At 67.6% G+C, this 21,918-nt stretch carries 19 protein-coding genes and 2 riboswitches; of the genes, 15 read left to right on the top strand and 4 right to left on the bottom strand.

Going from position 1 to position 21,918, the window contains the following annotated elements; translation table 11 throughout:
- The first annotated feature begins 3 nt into the window (after positions 1-3).
- Both gatA and gatB read left to right on the top strand, forming a co-directional pair.
- Positions 4-1,557, top strand: coding sequence for an Asp-tRNA(Asn)/Glu-tRNA(Gln) amidotransferase subunit GatA (gene gatA, locus AC1DK9_RS09035; RefSeq protein WP_476915701.1), 1,554 nt, complete (start codon positions 4-6; stop codon positions 1,555-1,557).
- On the top strand, positions 1,557-3,062 hold the full coding sequence (gatB, locus tag AC1DK9_RS09030; RefSeq protein WP_476861706.1) for an Asp-tRNA(Asn)/Glu-tRNA(Gln) amidotransferase subunit GatB: 1,506 nt from the start codon (positions 1,557-1,559) through the stop codon (positions 3,060-3,062). Before gatA ends, gatB begins: the two co-directional genes overlap by 1 nt.
- An 89-nt stretch (positions 3,063-3,151) precedes the next feature.
- Here the strand turns inward: gatB and AC1DK9_RS09025 are convergent, their stop codons facing one another.
- The gene (locus AC1DK9_RS09025) at positions 3,152-4,057 is read right to left on the bottom strand and encodes a LysR family transcriptional regulator (RefSeq protein ID WP_476861705.1); all 906 of its coding nucleotides are present in this window, start codon (positions 4,055-4,057) and stop codon (positions 3,152-3,154) included.
- Between the two features lie 147 nt (positions 4,058-4,204).
- Between AC1DK9_RS09025 and tdh the strand changes: the two genes are divergently transcribed.
- The 5 genes from tdh (at position 4,205) to AC1DK9_RS09000 (ending at position 10,384) form a co-directional block, all read left to right on the top strand.
- Positions 4,205-5,251 carry an L-threonine 3-dehydrogenase gene (tdh, locus tag AC1DK9_RS09020; RefSeq protein WP_476861704.1) on the top strand — a complete coding sequence of 349 codons (1,047 nt, stop codon included), beginning with the start codon at positions 4,205-4,207 and terminating at the stop codon, positions 5,249-5,251.
- A gap of 56 nt (positions 5,252-5,307) precedes the next feature.
- Positions 5,308-6,522, top strand: coding sequence for a glycine C-acetyltransferase (locus tag AC1DK9_RS09015; RefSeq protein WP_476861703.1), 1,215 nt, complete (start codon positions 5,308-5,310; stop codon positions 6,520-6,522).
- 71 nt (positions 6,523-6,593) lie between these two features.
- On the top strand, positions 6,594-7,709 hold the full coding sequence (locus AC1DK9_RS09010; RefSeq protein ID WP_476915700.1) for an NAD(P)/FAD-dependent oxidoreductase: 1,116 nt from the start codon (positions 6,594-6,596) through the stop codon (positions 7,707-7,709).
- Positions 7,710-7,720: 11 nt separating this feature from the next.
- The gene (gene hutI, locus AC1DK9_RS09005) at positions 7,721-8,932 is read left to right on the top strand and encodes an imidazolonepropionase (protein ID WP_476915699.1); all 1,212 of its coding nucleotides are present in this window, start codon (positions 7,721-7,723) and stop codon (positions 8,930-8,932) included.
- A gap of 69 nt (positions 8,933-9,001) precedes the next feature.
- Entirely contained in the window at positions 9,002-10,384 is a 1,383-nt protein-coding gene (locus AC1DK9_RS09000) for a phenylacetate--CoA ligase family protein (protein ID WP_476915698.1), read from the top strand.
- A gap of 16 nt (positions 10,385-10,400) precedes the next feature.
- Here AC1DK9_RS09000 and AC1DK9_RS08995 read toward each other — a convergent pair whose 3' ends face one another.
- Positions 10,401-11,057 (bottom strand): histidine phosphatase family protein, encoded by a 657-nt coding sequence (locus AC1DK9_RS08995; protein WP_476915829.1) that lies wholly within the window; start codon positions 11,055-11,057, stop codon positions 10,401-10,403.
- A gap of 80 nt (positions 11,058-11,137) precedes the next feature.
- On the opposite strand from AC1DK9_RS08995, the gene AC1DK9_RS08990 reads away from it, so the two are divergent.
- Positions 11,138-11,914 carry a CPBP family intramembrane glutamic endopeptidase gene (locus AC1DK9_RS08990; RefSeq protein ID WP_476915697.1) on the top strand — a complete coding sequence of 259 codons (777 nt, stop codon included), beginning with the start codon at positions 11,138-11,140 and terminating at the stop codon, positions 11,912-11,914.
- Positions 11,915-12,050: 136 nt separating this feature from the next.
- Positions 12,051-13,064 (top strand): isopenicillin N synthase family dioxygenase, encoded by a 1,014-nt coding sequence (locus tag AC1DK9_RS08985; protein WP_476915696.1) that lies wholly within the window; start codon positions 12,051-12,053, stop codon positions 13,062-13,064.
- A 96-nt stretch (positions 13,065-13,160) separates the two neighbouring features.
- On the opposite strand, the gene AC1DK9_RS08980 is transcribed toward AC1DK9_RS08985, so the two are convergent.
- The gene (locus tag AC1DK9_RS08980) at positions 13,161-13,799 is read right to left on the bottom strand and encodes a VOC family protein (RefSeq protein ID WP_476915695.1); all 639 of its coding nucleotides are present in this window, start codon (positions 13,797-13,799) and stop codon (positions 13,161-13,163) included.
- Between the two features lie 220 nt (positions 13,800-14,019).
- A riboswitch (SAM riboswitch) is annotated at positions 14,020-14,135 on the top strand.
- A 62-nt stretch (positions 14,136-14,197) separates the two neighbouring features.
- Between AC1DK9_RS08980 and AC1DK9_RS08975 the strand changes: the two genes are divergently transcribed.
- The 6 genes from AC1DK9_RS08975 to AC1DK9_RS08950 all read left to right on the top strand — a co-directional run bounded on the left by AC1DK9_RS08975 (position 14,198) and on the right by AC1DK9_RS08950 (position 21,268).
- The gene (locus AC1DK9_RS08975; RefSeq protein WP_476915694.1) at positions 14,198-15,514 is read left to right on the top strand and encodes a bifunctional o-acetylhomoserine/o-acetylserine sulfhydrylase; all 1,317 of its coding nucleotides are present in this window, start codon (positions 14,198-14,200) and stop codon (positions 15,512-15,514) included.
- Between the two features lie 59 nt (positions 15,515-15,573).
- A riboswitch (SAM riboswitch) is annotated at positions 15,574-15,689 on the top strand.
- Between the two features lie 11 nt (positions 15,690-15,700).
- Positions 15,701-16,858, top strand: coding sequence for a homoserine O-acetyltransferase MetX (gene metX / locus AC1DK9_RS08970; RefSeq protein WP_476915693.1), 1,158 nt, complete (start codon positions 15,701-15,703; stop codon positions 16,856-16,858).
- 171 nt (positions 16,859-17,029) lie between these two features.
- The gene (locus tag AC1DK9_RS08965) at positions 17,030-18,412 is read left to right on the top strand and encodes an MFS transporter (RefSeq protein WP_476915692.1); all 1,383 of its coding nucleotides are present in this window, start codon (positions 17,030-17,032) and stop codon (positions 18,410-18,412) included.
- 236 nt (positions 18,413-18,648) lie between these two features.
- Positions 18,649-19,644 carry an NADP-dependent oxidoreductase gene (locus AC1DK9_RS08960; protein WP_476915691.1) on the top strand — a complete coding sequence of 332 codons (996 nt, stop codon included), beginning with the start codon at positions 18,649-18,651 and terminating at the stop codon, positions 19,642-19,644.
- 48 nt (positions 19,645-19,692) lie between these two features.
- Positions 19,693-20,553: an alpha/beta fold hydrolase gene (locus tag AC1DK9_RS08955; RefSeq protein ID WP_476915690.1), complete on the top strand. Its 861-nt coding sequence runs from the start codon at positions 19,693-19,695 to the stop codon at positions 20,551-20,553.
- Between the two features lie 112 nt (positions 20,554-20,665).
- A complete protein-coding gene (locus AC1DK9_RS08950; RefSeq protein WP_476861691.1) occupies positions 20,666-21,268 on the top strand; it encodes a TetR/AcrR family transcriptional regulator in 603 nt (200 codons plus the stop codon).
- Between the two features lie 84 nt (positions 21,269-21,352).
- Here AC1DK9_RS08950 and AC1DK9_RS08945 read toward each other — a convergent pair whose 3' ends face one another.
- Positions 21,353-21,835, bottom strand: a complete 483-nt coding sequence (locus AC1DK9_RS08945) for a DUF2306 domain-containing protein (protein WP_476861690.1) — start codon at positions 21,833-21,835, stop codon at positions 21,353-21,355.
- Between the last annotated feature and the right edge of the window lie 83 nt (positions 21,836-21,918).

Genomic DNA, 21,918 nt, shown 5'->3' with positions numbered 1-21,918 from the left:
ACCATGACTGAAACCACCCCCGAGCTGTTCCGCCTCTCCGCGGCCGCGCTCGCCGAGAAGCTCGCCGCCCGCGAAATCACCGCCGTCGAGGTCGTCCAGGCCCACCTGGACCGGATCGCCGCCGTCGACGGCCAGGTCCACGCCTTCCTGCACGTCAACGCCGAGGAAGCCCTCGCCGTCGCCGCCGAGGTGGACGCCATCCGCGCCGCCGGCGGCGCCGAGGCCGAGGCGCTGCACGAACTCGCCGGCGTCCCGGTCGCGGTCAAGGACCTGATCGTCACGATCGGCCAGCCCACCACGGCCGGCTCCAAGATCCTCGAAGGCTGGCACAGCCCCTACGATGCCACCGTGGTGGAGCGCCTCCGCGCGGCCAAGATGCCGATCCTGGGCAAGACCAACCTGGACGAGTTCGCCATGGGCTCCTCCACCGAGCACTCCGCCTACGGCCCCACCCGCAACCCCTGGGACCTGGACCGCATCCCCGGCGGCTCCGGCGGCGGATCCGCCGCCGCCGTCGCGGCCTTCGAAGCCCCGCTGGCCCTCGGCACGGACACCGGCGGTTCCATCCGCCAGCCCGGCGCTGTCACCGGCACCGTCGGCGTGAAGCCCACCTACGGCGGCGTGTCCCGCTACGGCGCGATCGCGATGGCCTCCTCGCTGGACCAGATCGGCCCGGTCACCCGCACCGTGCTGGACTCGGCCCTGCTGCACCAGGTGATCGGCGGCCACGACCCGCGCGACTCCACCTCGCTGCCGGACCCGCTGGAGGACCTGGTGGCCGCGGCCCGGACCGGCAACGTCGAGGGCATGAAGATCGGCATCATCAAGGAACTCCACGGCGAGGGCTACCAGGCCGGCGTCGAGAACCGCTTCAACGAGGCGCTGGAGCTGCTCAAGGGCGCCGGCGCCGAGATCGTCGAGGTCTCCTGCCCCAACTTCAAGTACGCCCTGGGTGCCTACTACCTGATCATGCCCTCGGAGGCCTCCTCCAACCTGGCCAAGTTCGACGGCGTCCGGTTCGGCCTGCGGGTGCTGCCCGAAGAGGGCCCGATGACGATCGAACGCGTCATGGGAGCCACCCGCGCCGCCGGCTTCGGCGACGAGGTCAAGCGCCGCATCATCCTGGGCACCTACGCGCTCAGCGCCGGCTACTACGACGCCTACTACGGCTCGGCCCAGAAGGTGCGCACCCTGATCCAGCGCGACTTCGACGCCGCCTTCGCCCAGGCCGACGTGCTGATCTCCCCGACGGCGCCGACCACGGCGTTCAAGCTCGGCGAGAAGCTCAACGACCCGCTCGCGATGTACCTCAACGACGTCGCCACCATCCCGGCCAACATGGCCGGGGTCCCGGGCCTGTCCCTGCCCGGCGGCCTCGCCGACGAGGACGGCCTGCCGGTGGGCGTGCAGCTGCTCGCCCCGGCCCGCCAGGACGCCCGCCTGTACCGGGTCGGCGCCGTGCTCGAGTCCCTGCTCGAGGCGCAGTGGGGCGGACCGCTGCTTGACCGTGCCCCCTCACTCACTGACGCCGCACTGAGCCACGGAGGTTCACACTAATGACTGACGCAACCCTCAGCTTCGAAGAGGCGATGGAGAAGTACGACCCCGTCCTGGGCTTCGAGGTCCACGTGGAGCTCAACACCAAGACCAAGATGTTCTCCTCCGCGCCGAACGTCTTCGGCGACGAACCGAACACCAACGTCAACGAGGTGGACCTTGGCATGCCGGGCGTACTGCCCGTGGTGAACAAGACCGCAATCGAGTCCTCGATCAAGATCGGCCTTGCGCTGAACTGCAAGATCGCCGAGACCTGCCGCTTCGCCCGGAAGAACTACTTCTACCCGGACACCCCGAAGAACTTCCAGACCTCCCAGTACGACGAGCCCATCGCGTACGACGGCTACCTGGACATCGAGCTCTCCGACGGCACCGTGTTCCGCGTCGAGATCGAACGCGCCCACATGGAGGAGGACGCCGGCAAGCTCACCCACATGGGCGGCGCTGCCGGCCGCATCCAGGGCGCGGACTACTCCCTGGTGGACTACAACCGCTCCGGCGTGCCGCTGGTCGAGATCGTCACCAAGCCGATCGAGGGCGCCGGCAGCCGCGCGCCCGAGCTGGCCAAGGCCTACGTCGCCGCGGTCCGCGAGATCGTCAAGAACCTCGGCGTCTCCGACGCGAAGATGGAGCGCGGCAACGTCCGCTGCGACGCCAACGTATCGCTGCGTCCGCACGGCCGCGAACGCTTCGGCATCCGCTCCGAGACCAAGAACGTAAACTCGCTGCGCGCCGTCGAACACGCCGTCCGCTACGAGATCCAGCGGCACGCCGCCGTGCTGGAGTCCGGTGCGCCGGTCATCCAGGAGACCCGGCACTGGCACGAGGACACCCGCTCCACCACCTCGGGCCGGCCGAAGTCCGACGCCGATGACTACCGCTACTTCCCGGAACCGGACCTGGTGCCGATCGTCGCCTCGCGCGAGTGGGTCGAGGAGCTCCGGGCCACCCTGCCCGAGCCGCCGGCCGCCCGCCGCAAGCGCCTGCAGGCCGACTGGGGCTACTCCGACCTGGAGTTCCGCGACGTCGTGAACGCCGGCGTGATGGACGAGATCGAGGAAACCATCGCCGCCGGCGCCACCGCCACGGTGGCCCGCAAGTGGTGGATGGGCGAGATCGTCGGCCGCGCCAAGAACGCCGACGTCGACCCCGGCCAGCTCGGCGTCGCACCGGCCACCATCGTGGAACTGAACCAGATGGTCGAGGACGGCAAGATCAACAACAAGATGGCCTCCGAGGTCCTGGACGGCGTCCTCGCCGGCGAGGGCACCCCGGCGGAGATCGTCGAACAGCGCGGCCTCGCCGTGGTCTCCGACGACGGCCCGCTGCTCGAAGCCATCGACGCGGTCCTGGCCGCGCAGCCCGGCGTCGCGGACAAGATCCGCGCCGGCAAGCTCCAGGCAATCGGCGCGATCGTCGGCGGCGTGATGAAGGCAACCCGCGGCCAGGCCGACGCCGGCCGCGTCAAGGAGCTGATCCTCGAGCGCCTCGGCGTCGAGGGCTAGCCCCTAGCCACCCAACTGACTCGCATTAGTTGTCGTTTTGAGCCCTCAAAACGACAACTAATGCGAGTCAGTTGGGTTAAGCGTGAAACTTATCCGACCAGCTCGGTCATGATGGCCTGCAGCGCTTCGCAGACCATCATGACCGATTTGCGTTTAAGGTTCTCCGGCCGCGCCAGGATGTCGATCCGGCGCCGCGTGCTGATGCCCTCCAGCGGCTTCAGGACGATCTCCGGGTTGAGGACGGGCCGCGCGGTGTGCCGCGGCAGCAGCCCGATCACGCTCCCCGTCGCCACCAGCGCCGCCACCGTCGAGTAGTCGTTGATCCGGTGCACGATGTTCAGCTCACGGCTGGAGACCGCGGCGACGGCGGAGAGCACGTCCGCGGGGGAGTACCCGGTGTGGCTGGTCACCCAGGGCTCGCCGACGACGTCGTCCGCCGTCACCGCGCGCTGCCCGGCGAGCCGGTGCCCGGCCGGCAGCGCCACGTCCAGCGGCTCGTGCGCGAGCGGAATCACCGCCACGCGTTCTTCCGGCCACCGCGGGCTGTGGTCCATCCGGTGCGCAAGGACCAGGTCGTACCGCGCGGTCAGCCCCGGAAAATCCTGCTGGGCAACGTCCTCGTCGGAGAGCTGGATCCTCGGCTGGCCGGGTTCGGCCAGCAGCCGGGCCAGCGGCGCGAACAAGGCCTGGCCGGCGCTGTGGAACCCGCTCAGGGTCACGGGCGCCACCGGCGAGCCGTGGTACGCGCCGATAGCCGTCCTGGCGTCCGCCATCGCGCTCACGACGGCGGCCCCGGCGTCCGCGAGCACCTGGCCGGCCTCGGTGAGGACCAGGTTCCGGCCCTCCTTCCGGGTCAGCGGCACCTCGACGGATTTCTGCAGGGCGGCCAACTGCTGGGATACCGCGGAGGGGGTGACCAGCAACGTCTCGGCCACCGCCTTTACGCTGCCAAGCGCGCCGAGTTCCCGGAGCATTTCAAGCTGGTGGATTTCCATGGGCACCATCTTAGAGGTAAGCAAAATCTAAATCGTCGATTGAGAAAAATCCGGTTGTGCTAATGCTTCCCGCCGGGTCTAATGAGGTGAGTTGTCCCACACCGCCGCTCCCTTTCCGCGGAGCGGCCACCACAGATAGGCAGGCCCATGAAGGCTCTCTACAAGTCCGGCGCCCACGCGGGATTCGAACTGGTTGACCGCCCGGAGCCGGAAACGGGAGCCGGCGACGTCAAGATCCGCGTCATGACCACCGGCATCTGCGGCACCGACCTGCACATCCAGTCGTGGGACGCCTGGGCGCAGGGCATCATCAACGCGCCGCTGATCGCAGGTCACGAGTTCTACGGCGAAGTGGTCGAGATCGGCGAGGACGTCATGGACGTCAAGGTCGGCGACCGGGTCTCCGGCGAAGGGCACATCGTCTGCGGCATCTGCCGCAACTGCCGCGCCGGTCGCAAGCAGATGTGCATCAACACCGTCAGCGTCGGCGTACAGCGCGACGGCGCCTTCGCCGAGTACGTCGTCATCCCGGAAACCAACGTCTGGGTCCACCACGACCCGTCCGTGACCCCGGAACTCGGCGCGATCTTCGACCCGTTCGGCAACGCCGTCCACACCGCCCTGAGCTTCCCGCTGGTGGGCGAGGACGTGCTGATCACCGGCGCCGGGCCTATCGGGCTGATGGCGATCGCCGTCGCCCGCCATGCCGGTGCGCGCAAGATCGCCATCACCGACGTCTCCGCCCCGCGCCTCGAGCTGGCCCGGCAGCTCGGCGTCGACCTCGCGATCGACGTTTCCAAAATGCGCGTCAAGGACGCGCAGCGCGAACTGGGCATGCGCGAAGGCTTCGACATCGGCATGGAAATGTCCGGGCACCCCACGGCGCTGCCTGAAATGATCGACAACATGAACCACGGCGGCCGGATCGCGATGCTGGGCCTGCCCAGCCAGTCCATCGACATCGACTGGGGCAAGGTGGTTACGCACATGCTGACCATGAAGGGCATCTACGGCCGCGAAATGTTCGAAACCTGGTACGCCATGAGCGCCATGCTGTCCTCCAACCCGGTGCTGCACGCGAACATTTCCGCCGTCGTGACCGATACGCTGCCCGCCGCGGACTGGGAAAAAGGCTTCGAGATTGCCCGCGCCGGCGTCGGCGGCAAGGTCGTCCTCGACTGGACCGGCTTCTAGCCCCGGCCCGTTTCCGGTACCGTACAAAAATTCACCCCTGCACAGGAGCGCACCCCATGTATTCAGCCATCAAGGACCAGCTGCAGCACGAACTCGACGAAATCCGCGGCGCCGGGCTGTTCAAGACCGAACGCCACATCGATTCCCCGCAGGCCAGCCACATCAAGGCCGGCCAGCTGGGCCAGGGCAGCTCGGAAGTGCTGAACTTCTGCGCCAACAACTACCTCGGCCTCGCGGACCACCCCGAGATCATCGCGGCCGCCAAGGAAGCCATGGACGAGCGCGGCTTCGGCATGGCCAGCGTGCGCTTCATCTGCGGCACCCAGGACCTGCACCTGGCCCTCGAGGAGCGGGTGTCGAAGTTCCTCGGCACCGAGGACACCATCCTGTTCTCCAGCTGCTTCGACGCCAACGGCGGCGTCTTCGAATCGCTCTTCGGCCCAGAGGACGCGGTCATCTCCGACGCCCTGAACCACGCCTCGATCATCGACGGCATCCGGCTCTGCAAGGCCCAGCGCTTCCGCTACGCCAACCAGGACATGGCGGACCTGGAGGCCCGGCTGATCGAGGCCACGACGCAGGAGAACCCGGCCCGCCGCAAGATCATCGTCACCGACGGCGTCTTCTCGATGGACGGCTTCCTCGCACCGCTCGCAGCGATCTGCGACCTCGCCGAAAAGTATGACGCCATGGTCATGGTGGACGACTCGCACGCCGTCGGCTTCATGGGTGCGACCGGTGCCGGAACGCCGGAACACGCCGGCGTCTCGGACCGGGTGGACATCTACACCGGAACCTTCGGCAAGGCCCTGGGCGGGGCCTCCGGCGGCTACGTCTCCGGCCGGCGCGAGGTCATCGCCATGCTCCGGCAGAAGGCGCGCCCGTACCTGTTCTCCAACTCGCTGGCCCCGGCGATCGTCGCCGCCACGCTGAAGGCCCTGGACCTGGTGGAGAACTCCGGCGAACTGCGCGCCAAGCTCTTCAGCAACGCGGAGCTCTTCCGCCGCCGGATGGGCGAGGAAGGCTTCGAACTGCTCGACGGCGAACACGCCATTGTCCCGGTCATGTTCGGCGACGCCGTGATGGCCGCCAAGGTAGCGGACGCGATGCTCGCCCACGGCGTCTTCGTCACCGCCTTCAGCTACCCGGTGGTGCCGAAGGGGGCCGCCCGCATCCGCGTCCAGCTCTCCGCCGCACACAGCGCGGACGACGTCGAGAGCTGCGTCCAGGCATTCGTGGCCAGCCGCGAGGCGGTGGCCGCGGCCTCCTAGCGGCGGATCTGCCGTCGTCCGCCTAGCGGAAAGTACTGACGTGACCTCCTGCCGGGTGCAAGGATGGAGGCATGTCAGCTACATACGATGTCGTGATCGTGGGCGGCGGCATTGCCGGCCTGTCCCTGGCCTCCGCCCTTGCCGGAAAATGCAGGGTGGCCCTGGTCGAGGCCGAGCAGACGCTGGGGTACCACACCTCCGCCCGCTCGGCCCGGCAGCTGATCCCCAGCTACGGGCCGCCCGTGGTCCAGGAGCTCACCATGCGCACGCTGGAGCTCATCGGCACCAAGGAGGGCACGCGGCCCGAACCCGTGCTCTCGCCGCGCCGCTTCATGCTGATCGGTGACGAAGAGGCCGTCCAACAGCAGGCCAGCGGCTTCATGCACCGGATCAGCCACGCCGAGGCCCTCGAGATCTGCCCCGCGCTCAAACCGGACTCCTTCGAGGCGGCCGGGCTGGACTCCGGGTCCTTCGCCTGCAACGCGTCCCTGCTGCTGGAGGATCACAGGGAGCGGGCCGTCGAGGCCGGCGTGGACATCATCACCGGCGCCCGGGTCCATTCTGCCCAGCGCCTCGGCTCCGGCTGGGAGCTCGGCGCCGGGCAGGAAGGCTTCGAGGCCGCCGTCGTGGTCAACGCCGCCGGAGCCTGGGCGGACGAACTCGCGGTCCTCAGCGGCGTCGAGAAACTCGGGCTACAGCCCTACCGCCGCACCGCGGCGATTGTCGACGTCGAACACCCGCTCCCGCAGGGCTGCCCGATGGTGGCGTCCGCCGGCAGTTTCTACTTCCGCCCGGACGGGCGGCGGCAGGTGCTGATCTCGCCGTCCGAGACCGTGCCCAGCGCCCCCGAGGATGCCCGGCCGTATCCGGGCGACATCGAAGCGCTGATCACCCGGCTCAACACCGTCACCACGATGGGAATAGGCAACGTCAGCCGGGCCTGGACCGGGCTGCGGACCGAGGCCTCCGACGGGATTCCCGTGGTGGGGTTCGACGCCGAGGCCACCGGGTTCTTCTGGCTCGCCGGCCAGGGCGGCTACGGCTTCCAGACCTCCTCGGCCATCGCCGAACTTGCAGCGGAACTGATCCTCGCCGGCCAGGGTTCGGCGCAGCCGCTCCCGGCCGACAGTCCGGCATCCCGGACAGCCGCGGCACTGGCAGCGACCCGGATGTCCATCCGGGCCTGAAGAATGGACCCATGAGTACCCTCATCACCAACATCGCCGAACTGATGACCCAGGACGCGGACCACCGGGTCCTGAAGGATGCGGCCATCGTGATCGAGGGCGAACGCATCGCCTGGCTCGGCGCCGCCGCTGACGCCCCGGCCGCGGACGACGCCGTCGACGCCGCCGGCCGCGCCCTGCTGCCAGGTTGGGTGGATTCCCACACGCACCTGATTTTCGCCGGCGACCGGACCGCGGAGTTCGAAGCACGAATGGCGGGGGAGAGCTACAGCGCCGGCGGCATCGCGGTCACCACCGGCGCCACCCGGAGCGCGGGCGACTTCGACCTGACCCGGCTTGCGCTGGGCCGCGTGGCCGAGGCCGTCGCGCAGGGGACCACCTACCTCGAAACCAAGACCGGCTACGGCCTGGACGTGGAGAACGAGGCCCGCAGCGCCCGGATCGCCTCCACGATCGCGGACGAGGTTACCTACCTCGGCGCGCACCTGGTCCCGGAGGGCATGGACGCGGAGGAGTACACGGACCTGGTCTGCGGTCCGATGCTCGCCGCGGTCCGGCCCTACGCCCGCTGGGCAGATGTTTTTTGTGAACGCGGCGCGTTCAACGAGGAGCAGTCCCGCCGCGTACTGACGGCCTGCCGGGACGCCGGCCTGGGCCTGCGCGTGCACGGCAACCAGCTCGGCGAGGGCCCGGGCGTAGGGCTGGCGGTGGAATTCGGGGCCGCGAGCGTGGACCACGTCAACTACCTCTCGCGGCGCGACGTCGAAGCACTTGCGGACAGCTGGTCCGGCTGGGAGGCGGCGGCCGGGGCAGGGGAGCGCGGCACGGTCGCGACCTGCCTGCCGGCCTGCGACCTGTCCACCCGGCAGCCGCTGGCACCGGGGCGTGAACTGCTCGACGCCGGCGTCCAGCTGGCGCTCGCGTCCAACTGCAACCCCGGCACTTCCTATACGAGCTCGATGGCGTTCTGCGTCACCACCGCAGTGCTGCAGATGCGGCTCAGCGTGCATGAGGCCGTCCGCGCCGCGACCTACGGGGGCGCGCTGGCGCTCGGCCGGGAGACGGGGAACGACGTCGACGGCCAGCGGGCGGTCGGTTCACTCGCCGTCGGGCACCGGGCGGACCTGCAGCTGCTCAACGCCCCCTCGGCCACGCATCTGGCCTACCGGCCGGGTATGCCGCTCACGCACGCCGTCTGGCGCGCCGGGGTCCGCGCCCGCTGACGGACCAGCCCACCGGAGCCAGGGCACCGACGAGGTCAGAGACACCGACGAGGTCAAAGGGAGAACAGCATGGCCGGGTTAGCCAGGGAGCTAGGCATCCTCCTGGATCTGCTGCGGGCCAAGCGCGGCGGCCCGCGGGCACTGTCGCGGCGCCGGGACGTCCGGCTGGCTGCCCTCGTGGCCCACGCCCGAACCAGCTCTCCCTTCTACCGGGAGCTCTACCGCGGCCTTCCGGAGAGCGTGCCGCTGGGCGTGCTGCCGCCGGTCTCCAAACCGGAGTTGATGGCCCGCTTTGACGACTGGGTCACCGACCCCGCCGTCACCCGGGCGGACCTCGAGGCCTTCGTCGCCGATCCGACCCTGATCGGCAGCCGTTACCGCGGCCGGTACTTCGTCTGCACCAGTTCCGGAACCACGGGCCATCCGGGACTGTTCGTGCACGACGCCGCCGCCGTCGCATGCTACCGGGCCCTGGGCGCCCGCGCCGCCGGGACCACCCTCGACGCCGGAAGCCTGTTGGCCGTGCTGCGGCGCCGAGTCCGCACCGCCGTCGTGGTCGGCTCCGGCGGCCATTTCGCGGGCGTCGTATGGCTCGAGACCGAACGGCGCCGCAGCCGGGCCCGGCGCCGGGCCTACCGCCTGATCTCGGTGCAGCAGCCGCTTCGGTCGCTGGTGCAGGCGCTCAACGGCTTCGATCCGGCCCTCCTGGTCGCCTACCCGAGTGCGCTCGAACTCCTGGCCGCGGAGCAGGAGGCGGGCCGGCTGCACATCCGGCCGGTGCTGGTGGAATCCAGCGGCGAATCCCTAGGCGACCCGCCACGGCTGGCCGCCGCCCTGGGTGCCAAGGTCCACAACGTCTACGCGGCCTCGGAGTTCGTCCCCATCGCCCTGGACTGTCCCCGCGGTTGGCTCCACGTGAACAACGACTGGGTCATCCTGGAACCGGTCGAGGCAGACTACCGGCCGACGCCCGAGGGGCAGCCGTCCCATACGGTGCTGCTGACCAACCTCGCCAACCGGGTCCAGCCGCTGATCCGCTACGACCTGGGGGACTCCGTGATCGCCAAAACCGGCCCCTGCGAATGCGGCAACCCGCTGCCAGCCGTCCGCGTGGCCGGCCGGCACGACGATATCCTGCATCTGCGTAACGCCGACGGCGGAACGGTGAGCGTCCTTCCCCTCGCCATCACCGCCCCGATCGACGACGCACCGGGTGTGGAGCGCTGCCAGCTGGTCCAGTCCGGCCCGGCGTCGCTGCGGGTCAGGCTCCAGCTGGGGCCAGACGCCCGGACGGACGCGGTATGGCAGGACGTGACGAGCAAACTGGCCGGGTTCCTGGCCGGCCAGGGGCTGGCGAACGTGGAGCTGGTCCGGGCGGAGGAGGCGCCGGAGCAGACCGGCGCGAGCGGGAAGTTCCACCAGGTCATCGCGCTGAAGCATCCCCCGCTCTAGAAGAACCGGCCAAGACCTAGAAGAACATCGGCGGGGCGTCCAGCACGGTCTCGTCCACCCGCCGCTGCTCCCACTGGCTGAACGGCTTGTCCAGCTCGTACTTGCCCTGCCGCGTGCGCAGGAGGGTGCGGATCTCGGCGTTGTCCGGATTGTTCAGGGACTCGAAGTACTCCACCGACCAGTGGAACCAGCGCATGCAGAACAACCGCATGGTCAGCCCGTGCGTCACGAACAAGGCATTCGGGGCATAGTTCGGCTTGGACCAGTGCCGGTAGAGCGTTTCCATGAACGAGGAGATCCGGTCGTAGACGTCGGAGCCGGATTCGCCTTCCCGGAAGCGGTAGAAGAAGTGGCCGTAGGCGTTGCGGAGCTCCTTCTGGTCCTCGATGTCGCCCGCTATCTGGAAATTCGCCCAGTCCTGCTCGCGCAGCCGCGGTTCTTCGATCACGCGTTCGGTGAGGGACCCCAGCCGGAGCGCCTCGAGGGTCTGGTAAGCCCGGAGGTAGGGGGAGACGTAGACGCAGACCTTTTGCCCGTCCAGCCGGCGCCGCAGCTGCTCGCCGGCGGCCGTAGCCTGCTCGACGCCGAGCGGGGTCAGCGGGATCCGGTAATCGGGCACCCGGTTGTAGATCGAGGTGTCGGCGTTGGCGGCGGACTGGCCATGCCGGATCATGAAAATTTTCCCGGGCGCACTCACAGCCCAAGCATAGGCACTTGCAGTCAACTCCCGGCAACGGCAGGCAAGATAGAACCATGTTGGTTCCCTCCCGCCGTCGGCTGCGGCTAGAAGTCTGGATTGTCCTGGGCCTGTCCCTGGGGCAGTCGGCGGTTTATTCGGTGGTGCAGCTGCTGGACAAGCTGACCCGGGCGCCGCTGGCGCAGGGCACCTCGACGCTGAACCGTTCGCAGAGCAGCCGCGAGTATTTCGACCTTACCTACCAGTTGCTGGACATCATCTTCGCCTTGGTTCCGGTGGTGCTGGTGATCTACTTCCTGACCGAGCACCGGCCCGCCGGCCTGTCCAGCGGCACCGGCGCCTCGGCCTTCCGGAAACTTGGCTTCAACTTTGCCCGCCCCGGCAAGGACCTGCTGCAGGGCCTGGGCCTCTTCGCCCTGATCGGCGTCCCGTCGCTCGGCCTCTATGCGGCCGGCCGAGCGCTGGGAATCACGACGGCGATCATCCCCAGCGCGCTGGACTCCTACTGGTGGACGGTGCCGGTTTTGATCCTCTCCGCGATCCGGCACGGGATCGTGGAGGAAGTGATCGTGGTGGGCTACCTGCTGGACCGGCTCGGCAAGTTCGGCTGGGGCATGCCGCTGGCGATCTTCGCCAGTTCGATGCTGCGCGGCAGCTACCACCTCTACCAGGGCTTCGGGCCCTTCATCGGCAACGCCATCATGGGCGTCATCTTCGCGCTGTTCTACACCCGGACGCGCCGGGTCATGCCGCTGGTGATCGCGCACGCGCTGCTGGACATCGTGGCGTTCGTCGGCTTCAGTCTCTTCGGCAAGGCCATCGGCCTGGGCTGACACCGGCGCCTGCCCGGGCGCCGCGAGCCGGATGACATATTTCGACACGAGACTCACCGTGGCCGCAGCCATGTCCGTAACATTGGAGCTATTCCAGGCTTCGGCTTGCCAGACTCGCTGTAAAGGACTATAGACGGTGACGCTCGAATCATTGCCCATTTTGGATATCTCGCTCCTGGCCGCGGGCCCGGAGGAGGCCTCCCGGTTCCGGGACGAGTTGCGCGATGCCATGCACGAGGTCGGATTCATCTACCTGGCCGGCCATGGCGTCCCGCAGGAACTCACGGACGCCATGCTGGACATCTCCCGACRCTTCTTTGAGTTACCCGAGAGCCAGAAGCTCGCGATCGAGAATGTCCATAGCCCGCAGTTCCGCGGCTACACCCGCGTCGGCGGCGAAATAACGGACGGCGGCGTCGACTGGCGCGAACAGATCGACATCGGCGTCGAGCGCAACACCGTGGATCAAGCCCCCGGCGTCGCCGATTACTGGCGGCTGGAGGGTCCCAACCTGTGGCCGGAAGACCTGCCCGAGATGCGGGAGATCGTCACCGAATGGACCGAGCGCCTCAGCGCCATCTCCTTGGACCTCCTGAGGGCGTTGGCCCTGTCCCTCGGTGCCCCTGAAGATACCTTCGACGCGGCGTTTGCCGCCCGGGCCTTCCCGCTGCTGAAGATCGTGCGGTACCCGGGGGAGTCCGATCCGGAACCCAAGCAGGGCGTGGGGTCCCACCGCGACGGCGGGGTGCTGACGCTCCTCCTCGTGGAACCCGGCAAGGGCGGCCTCCAGGTCGAGTACCAGGGCCAGTGGATCGACGCGCCCCAAGTGCCCGGAACCTTCGTCGTCAACATCGGCGAGATGCTCGAACTGGCGACCAACGGATACCTCAAGGCCACCCTGCACCGGGTGATCTCGCCCCTCCGCGGCACCGACAGAATCTCGCTGCCGTTCTTCTACAACCCGGCGCTGGATGCCACCATGCCGCGCCTCGCGGTCAGCCCGGAGTTCCAGGCCAAGGCCCGCGGCCTTTCGGTGGACCCCACGAACAGCCCGATCCTGGAGACCTACGGCGACAACGCCCTGCGCTACCGGCTCCGGGCGCACCCCAACGTCGTCGAGGTCCACCACCCGGACCTGCTCAAGCACTGACCGGCCTGGCCGGCCCAGAAGCGAATTCGGCCGCCAGCGGTGGGTGGCATCATTGGCACCCGCTGCTGGCGGCCGAAGTTTTTCGGGGAAGACGCGTCAGATGGTGACGGCTCCGGAATCGGTTTCGAAGGTGACGGACATGATTCCCGGCGTCCCGTGCGGGGCCAGCCAGTGCACGTCCACATCCTCCAGCGGCCTCTCGACGGGTTCGCCCAGCCACTCGGTCACACGCTCGGCCGAGCCCGCGATCGTGAGGGCAGACATCTTCACGCTGCTTGCGTAGGCGTTGGACGGGTGCAGCTCGGGGTCGCCTTCCCACTTCAGCATGTAGGGGACCTGCGGATCCGCGATCAGGCCCAGGATGCCGATCTGCTTCCAGACCAGTTCGCGACCGTCCGGGAACTTGCGGTTGCCATTGACGGCCGAGCGGCCCAGCCGCTCCTCGAAGGGCGCCAGGTCGTCGACCTCGACGCACCAGCCCATCCAACCGCCGCCGGCTGCCGAGCGGGCGCGGACTGCCTGCCCGAACGGTGCCTTGTCCGAGGCGGGGTGGTCCAGGACCTCCACGACCTCGAGGTATTTGTGCCCGGCGAGCGGGATGATCATGTTGCGGGTCCCGAATCGGGGGTGTACTCCGCCCTTGACGGCTTCGACTCCGAGGGCGGTCGCAATACGTTCGGTGGTGGCAGCCAGGCCATCCTGTTCACAGGCGTAAGAGACGTGATCCATGCGCATGCCATCATCTTGGCACTTTGTGATGGAGCTCTCAGCTTAGGGTGCCCTAACCGTGGTGGGATGTCATTTTCCGCGGCGATCGGGCGGATCAGCCGGCCGCCCGGGCGCGCTTTCCGGCGGGCTCTCCTTCAGGGGTGGCGTCCGGGGTGCCGGTGCAACGGTCCTTCATCTTTGTCACAAAGCTATTCGGCCGCCGGGGCTGCTTCCTAGACTGAAGCCAGGTCATGAGTGCCAGCACCAAGCCCCGGCTTGCTGGCCGGCAACCCTCCTTGCGCGGTGGGGTGCCCCGGGTGAAGACCTGGCCCTCCGGCGTCCGCCGGGCGGCAAGCGCGGCGCCTGAGCCGTTCCGGTCCCACGGGGCCCGGTGCGGCCTGTGCCCAGTCCTAGGAGCACACCAAATGTCTAACGCCTGGTCCTTTGAAACCCGCCAGATCCACGCCGGCCAGGAGCCGGACTCCGCCACCGGCGCGAGGTCGCTGCCGATCTACCAGACGACGTCGTTCGTCTTTCCCAGCGCCGAAAGCGCCGCCAACCGCTTCGCGCTCGCCGAACTGGCCCCCATCTACACGCGGATCGGCAATCCCACCCAGGATGCGGTGGAACAGCGGATCGCGAGCCTCGAAGGCGGCCTCGGGGCCCTCCTGCTAAGTTCCGGCCAGGCCGCGGAAACCTTCGCGATCCTCAACATCGCCGAAGCCGGGGACCACGTCGTGGCCAGCCCCAGCCTCTACGGCGGGACCTACAATTTGCTGGCCCACACCTTGAAGAAGTTCGGCATCTCCGTGACGTTCGTGGAAGACCCGGACAACCTGAAACAGTGGCGTGAGGCCGTTCAGCCGAACACCAAGCTGTTCTTTGGCGAGGTGGTATCCAACCCCCGCCAGGACGTGCTGGACATCGAAGGCGTCGCGGATGTGGCCCACCGGGCCGGGGTGCCGCTGATCGTGGACAATACCCTCTCCACCCCCTACCTGATCCGGCCGCTCGAGTGGGGCGCTGACATCGTGGTCCACTCGGCCACCAAGTACCTCGGCGGCCACGGTGCCGCGATCGCCGGCGTGATCGTCGACTCCGGGAACTTCGACTTCGGCAAGGACCCGGAGCGCTTCCCCGGCTTCAATACCCCGGATCCCAGCTACAACGGACTGGTCTACGCCCGGGACCTGGGGTCGGACGGGGCGCTGGGCGCGAATCTTTCCTTCATCCTCAAGGCACGGGTCCAGCTGCTGCGCGACCTCGGCTCGGCCGTCTCCCCGTTCAACGCCTTCCTCATCGCCCAGGGCATCGAGACGCTGAGCCTGCGGGTGGAGCGGCATGTCGCCAATGCCCAGCGCGTGGCCGAATGGCTCGAGGCCAGGGACGACGTCGAGTCCGTCGCCTACGCCGGGTTGCCGTCCAGCCCCTGGTACGAGCGCGGCCGCAAGTACGGCCCGAAAGGCACCGGCGCCGTCGTCTCCTTCAACCTGGCCGGGGGAGCGGAAGCCGGCAAGCGTTTCGTTGACGCCCTTGAGCTGCACTCCCATGTGGCGAACATCGGTGACGTGCGCTCGCTGGTGATCCACCCGGCGTCGACTACCCACGGCCAGCTTTCGCCGGAACAGCAGGCGGTAGCCGGCGTACACCCCGGCCTGGTCCGGCTGTCGGTGGGGCTCGAGCACATCGACGACATCATCGCGGACCTCGACGCAGGCTTCCGGGCGGCCAAGAACGGCTGAGGTCACACAGCCGTCACAATCTTCGCGCTTGCGCCGCCGTGTTTCGTAGAATCGAGCCAGGTCATGAGTGCCAGTGACAGCCCCGGCTTGCTGGCCGGCAACCCTCCTTTTGCGGCGGGGTGCCCCGGGTGAAGACCTGGCCTGCCGGTCAGCTGACGGCGGGCAAGCGCGAAGTTAGGTCCTCACATGACGATTGCTGTCACCCGCATGGGTGTACCCGAAAACAATACCTCCGGCGCCGAACGCACGACGGCGGCCGTTCCCGACGGGACGGTGCAGTGCCTCCCGGTCGGCTCCCTGTCCCTTGAGTCCGGCGCCGTCCTGCCGGAGGTCACCCTCGCCTACGAAACCTGGGGGACCCTCAACGCCGATGCCTCCAACGCGGTGCTGATCGAGCACGCCCTGACCGGTGACACCCACGTCACCCGCGGTGCCGGCGAGGAGCCGGGCTGGTGGGAACAGCTCGCCGGTCCAGGCGCCCCGGTGGACACCGAGAAGTACTTTGTGGTGTCCATCAACATCCTCGGCGGCTGCTACGGGTCCACCGGGCCGTCGACCCCGGCTCCGGACGGACGGCCCTGGGGCTCACGCTTCCCGCTGGTCACCCTCCGGGACAGCACCGCCGCCGAAGCCCGACTGGCCGATGCATTGGGAATCCCCAGCTGGTACGCCGTGCTGGGGGGTTCGCTGGGCGGAGCCCGGGCGCTGGAGTGGGCCGTCAGTTACCCGGAGCGGGTCCGGCGCTGTGCCGTGATCTCCATCGGCGCCAGTAGCACCGCCGAACAGATCGCGTTTGCCCAGGCCCAGACACTGGCGATCCGCCAGGACCCGAACTTCAAGGGCGGCGACTACTACGGCGGCCCGGAGCCGGAAGCCGGCCTCGCCCTGGCGCGCCGGATCGCCCACATCACCTACCGCTCCGCCGCGGAACTGGACGGCCGCTTCGGACGGAACGCCCAGGCGGCCGAGGCCCCGCTGGAAGCAGGGTCGCTGGCCGGCCGGGGCCGCTACCAGGTCGAGAGCTACCTGGACCACCAGGGTAACAAGCTGGTGCGGCGGTTTGACGCCAACAGCTACATCGCCATCACCGAGGCGCTGATGAGCCACGACGTCAGCCGCGGCCGGGGGAGCTTGGAGCAAGCCGTTTCCCTCGCGACCGCCGAGTTCTTCGTGGCGGCCGTAGACTCGGACCGCTTGTATTTTCCCGCCCAGTCCCAAGAACTCGCACGAGCCCTGCCGGGGGAGGTTCCGGTGCATCTCATCGAGGCCCCGATCGGCCACGACGGCTTCCTGACCGAAATCGGCCAGCTCAGCGGGCAGCTCCGGGGTGACTTCTTCGCCTAGCAGCGGCCGCCGGGTGTGCATTTTTGCAGACACCCTCTGCGCTATTAGTCGTTGAGCCTGCCGTGAACGACGTCCATACTCGTGGAGAATGACGCCGTGTGTTCCAACTCACACACGCACAGTCAGCCTAATAATCCACGGGGTGTCGAAGGGGACACCGAAGGAGTTCGCATGAGCACGGAAAACGCCGCCGTAAGGCGCGCAGAGGAGCCGGACGTCAAGACGTCCGGGCTGAAGAAGGTAGTAACGGCCTCCATGGCCGGCACGGTGGTGGAGTGGTACGAGTTCTTCCTCTACGCCTCCGCCGCCACCCTGGTCTTTGGCAAGATGTTCTTCCCCAACTCGGGCACGGAACTGGACGGCATTCTTGCTGCGTTCCTGACCTACGCAGTGGGCTTCGTGGCCCGCCCCATCGGTGGCATTGTCTTCGGCCACTTCGGTGACAAGTTCGGCCGCAAGCAGCTGCTGCAGCTCAGCATCATCCTGGTCGGCGTCTCGACCTTCCTGATGGGCTGCCTCCCGAGCTTCCAGCAGATCGGCTACTGGGCGCCGGCCCTGCTGGTCTTCCTGCGCTTCGCCCAGGGCTTCGCCGTCGGCGGCGAATGGGGCGGCGCCGTGCTCCTCGTTGCCGAGCACAGCCCCAGCAAGTCCCGCGGCTTCTGGGCCAGCTGGCCGYAGTCGGCGGTTCCGCTGGGCAACCTCCTCGCCACTGCCGTGCTGTTCGTCCTTTCCTCCACGCTGTCCTCCGCGGACTTCCTCGGCTGGGGCTGGCGCGTCGCCTTCTGGCTCTCCGCCGTGATCGTCGTCGTCGGCTACTACATCCGCACCAAGGTCCAGGACGCCCCGATCTTCCTGGAGGCACAAAAAGAAGTCGTCACGGAAAACAAGAGCTACGGCGTCGCCGAGGTCTTCCGCCGCTACCCCCGCGGCGTCTTCACCGCCATGGGCCTGCGCTTCGCGGAGAACATCCTCTACTACCTCGTGGTCACCTTCTCCATCACCTACCTCAAGACGGTTGTTCACGCCGACACCGCCAAGATCCTGCTCCTGCTGCTCGTGGCGCACGCCATCCACTTCTCCGTGGTTCCGATGGTGGGCCGGCTCTCCGACCGTCTCGGCCGCCGGCCGGTCTACATGGCCGGCGCCGTCCTGGGTGCGACCTGGGGCTTCTTCGCCTTCCCGATGATGGACACCGGCAACGATTTCGTCATCCTCGCCGCGGTCATCATCGGCCTGCTCTTCCATGCACTGATGTACGCCGGGCAGCCCGCCATCATGGCCGAGATGTTCCCGACCCGGATGCGCTACTCCGGTGTCTCGCTCGGCTACCAGGTGACCTCGATCGTGGCCGGTTCGCTCGCCCCGATCATCGCTGTCGCGCTACTGAGCCAGTACAAGTCCTCCGTCCCGGTGGCCATCTACCTGCTCATCGCCTGCGTTGTCACGATGGTGGCGGTGTACTTCCTGAAGGAAACCCGCGGCATCTCCCTGCACGACGTCGACGCCGCCGACGCCCAGGGCACGGCCGACCTCCTTGCCGCAGGCAAGCGGTAACAGCCAAGCGGTAACCAGCACCGTTAGCTAGCAGGCAACTGCACGCGTCACTAACAACAGCAGCCCCCCTCCCCGCACTGCGGAGACGGGGGCTGCTGCCGTTGGGGTCCGGTGCGTCGCGGGAGGGGCCCCGTGAGCCTCAAAGGGCAGCCTTGACAAGATAACTGAGTGCACTCATTATTGAGAGTGCTCGGTAAATAGCTCTGCCGGGCTTCGCGGAAAGCAAGGGATCAGACATGAAAGCGTTCGCCGTCAGCAACTACAGGGGCCCGGTGCAGGAAATCGAGGCACCCGAGCCCGCCGTTGGCTCCCGGGACGTCCTCATCCGGATGCAGGCGGCCGGCGTCAACATGCTGGACGAGAAGATCCGTGCCGGAGAGTTCAAGCAGATCCTGCCGTACACGTTGCCTCTGATCCTCGGCAACGACGTCGCGGGAACGGCGGTCCGGGTCGGTTCGGACGTGCGCCGGTTCGCGCCGGGCGACGTCGTCTACGGGCGGCCGCACACGGACCGCATCGGCACCTTCGCAGAACTCGTCGCCGTGGCCGACGCGGACTTGTCCCTGGCTCCCTCTACGGTCAGCATTGAGGAGGCCGGATCGCTGCCGCTCGTGGCCCTCACCGCCTGGCAGGCGTTAGTCGAGAGGGGCCGCGTCCAGCCGGGCCAGAAGGTCCTCATCCATGCCGGCGCCGGCGGTGTCGGATCCATCGCGATCCAACTCGCCAAACACCTGGGAGCGACCGTGGCGACCACTGCTAGCCGGGGGAACGCCGACTTCGTGCGCGCGCTGGGAGCGGACATCGTCATCGATTACCGGGCGGAGGACTTCGAGGAGCGGCTCAGCGGCTTCGACCTGGTGCTGGATAGCCTGGGTGGGGAGAACCTGGAGAAGTCGCTGCGGGTCCTCACGCCGGGCGGCAAGGCCATCGGCATCTCCGGCCCGCCGGACCCCCGGTTCGCCCGCGACGCCGGGCTGAACCCGGTGCTGCGCCTCGCCGTCGCCGTGCTGAGCCGCAAGGTCCGCGCACAGGCGAAGAAGCTCGGCGTCAGCTACGAATTCCTCTTCATGCGCGCCGACGGCGAACAGCTCGGCCGGATTACCGAGCTGGTGGAGCGCGGCGTGCTCAGCCCAGTCGTGGGGCGCGTCTTCCCCTTCGACCAGACCGTCGAGGCGCTCCGCAGTGTGGATCAGGGCGGCATCCGCGGCAAGACCGTCATCAGCAACCCCTGATCCCGGGCTTCGTCCCTGGCAGCGTACCCCAACCATTGGAGAAACATCATGACTATCCCGGAAAACGAACCCGTCGTCACCTCGTACGCCAAGGCGCCCACAAAGACCATCACCGCCGCGGGCACCACCTTCGCCTACCGGGAACTGGGGCCCAAGGGAGGCGTCCCCGTCGTGTTCTTCGTGCACCTCGCAGCCACCCTGGACAACTGGGACCCAGCCATCATCGAGCCGGTCGCGACGAACCGCCACGTCATCGCGTTCGACCAGGCCGGAGTTGGCGCCTCCTCTGGCAAGGTGCCGGGCACCATCGAGGAAGCCGCCGACGACGCGTTCACGTTCATCACTGCCCTCGGATACGAGAAGATCGATATCTTCTCCTTCTCCATGGGCGGCATGATCGCTCAGGATCTTGTGGTCAAACACCCTCAACTTGTCCGCAAGCTCGTTCTGACCGGAACGGGTCCCCGCGGGGGGAAGGATATGGACAAGGTCGTGGGCACCACCTACTACGACATTCTGCGGGCAGCCCTTACCCGGTCGGACCCGAAGGAATTCCTTTTCTTCAACCGCAACACCACCGGCAAGCGCGCCGCAAAAGCGTTCATCGCGCGTCTCCAAGAGCGGACAATCGACCGTGACAAAGCGATCAGCATCCGAGCGTTCGGTGCCCAGCTCAAAGCCATCCAGAAATACGGCCGCTCACGGCCCTCGGATCTGTCGGTCATCACACAGCCGACGCTCATCGCCAACGGCGATAACGACCGTATGGTCCCCTCGGTTCTCTCCGTTGACCTGCACGAGCGGATCGCCGGTTCACAGCTGGTCATCTACCCGGACTCCGGCCATGGGGGGATCTTCCAGTTCCACTCGACGTTCGCACCCACCGTGGTCGAGTTCCTGGGCCGATGACATTTTGCCGGCCGCCGGCCGCTGCCGGGCCGGTCACCGAAGGTCCCGTGCAACCGGCAGTGAATATACTCGGAGCTGAGCGCAGTCAGACTATATTCCCGAAGGACGCATCATGCCCACTGCTTCCCCGCGGCCCGGACGGCGCGAGCGCAACAAGAAGGACAAGCTCGAACGCATCACCGTCGCCGCCCGTGAACTCTTCACCGAGTTCGGCGTCGACGACGTTACAACCCAGCAGATTGCCGACAAAGCGGATATCGGGACCGGAACCCTTTTCCTTTACGCCAAAACCAAAAGCGAGCTGCTCCTGCTCGTGCAGAACTCGGCATACGCCGACGCGCTCGTCCGCGGAACCGCCGCCGCCGATCAGGCCACCGACACGCTCGAGGCTGTGATGGCGATCCTGCGTCCGGTGGTGGAGTGCAACCGAGCCCAGGTCGACAACGGTCGAACGTACCTCCGTGAAATTGTCTTTGGCGACCCCGAAGAACCACACCACCGCGACGCCCTCGGCTACACGATCGAAACCGAGAAGGCGATCGCCGGGGTCCTCCAGCGACGCAACGGACTCGCGCCGGACGCGGCGGCGACCCTGGCCCACGTTGTTTCCGCGATCATGTTCATCGCCCTGGCAATTACTGGCAACGTTGCCAAGAGCATTGAGGATCTCCTCACGGAGATCCGAGCCCAGCTTCGTGTCATTCTTCCTGCCTGACTGAAGGCCTCCCGCCAACGGGCCGTCGCCTCACCACCCAGCGTGCCGGCGCCAGCCGGTGAGCACCTGCTGGCGTTCGGCGTTCTAGCTAATGGGTATCTTCGTCTTGCGGAGTTGGGCGGCCCCAATGACAGTGAGTGCAGCCGTGCCCAGCAGGACCAGGACTAACAACCCCAGAAGCGGGAGCTCATGGATAGCGAGCTGGGGAATGCGGCGCGAGGGCACTGCCAGAACCCCTACAAAGGCCCCGATCAGGCCGAAGTAGCTGCCGGTCATAAAACTGCGGTGGGCCCGGACATTTCTCTTCCAGATTGCCCACAGTCCAGCTGTCAGCGTGCAAAACGTCAGCACCGAGAGTGCGTGGAGCCAATTGAACCCTCCGTCGATAGTTCTGATTCCGAACGAGGTCAGCACCACGACATACATGGCAACAGCCCAGATCCGGCCCACGGCCCGGTGAACGCTGCCGCCTTTGGTCCGGCGAATCAGGTTGACGGCTCCGAAAACCAAGGAGTAGCTGGCGGCGATTGCGTGAATTGAGATCAGAACGGTCCAGGAGGAAGGCATAGCCCGGAGCCTAGCGGACCATGCCTCACAAAGTTTTTCGAAATTCCCGTTACAGTTTGGAGGCTGCCGGACATTAACAGGGC

This window comes from Arthrobacter sp. 01T414 (genome assembly GCF_056398965.1).
Note: the sequence above shows the minus strand (reverse complement) of the source record. Positions and strands in the feature narration are given on the sequence as shown.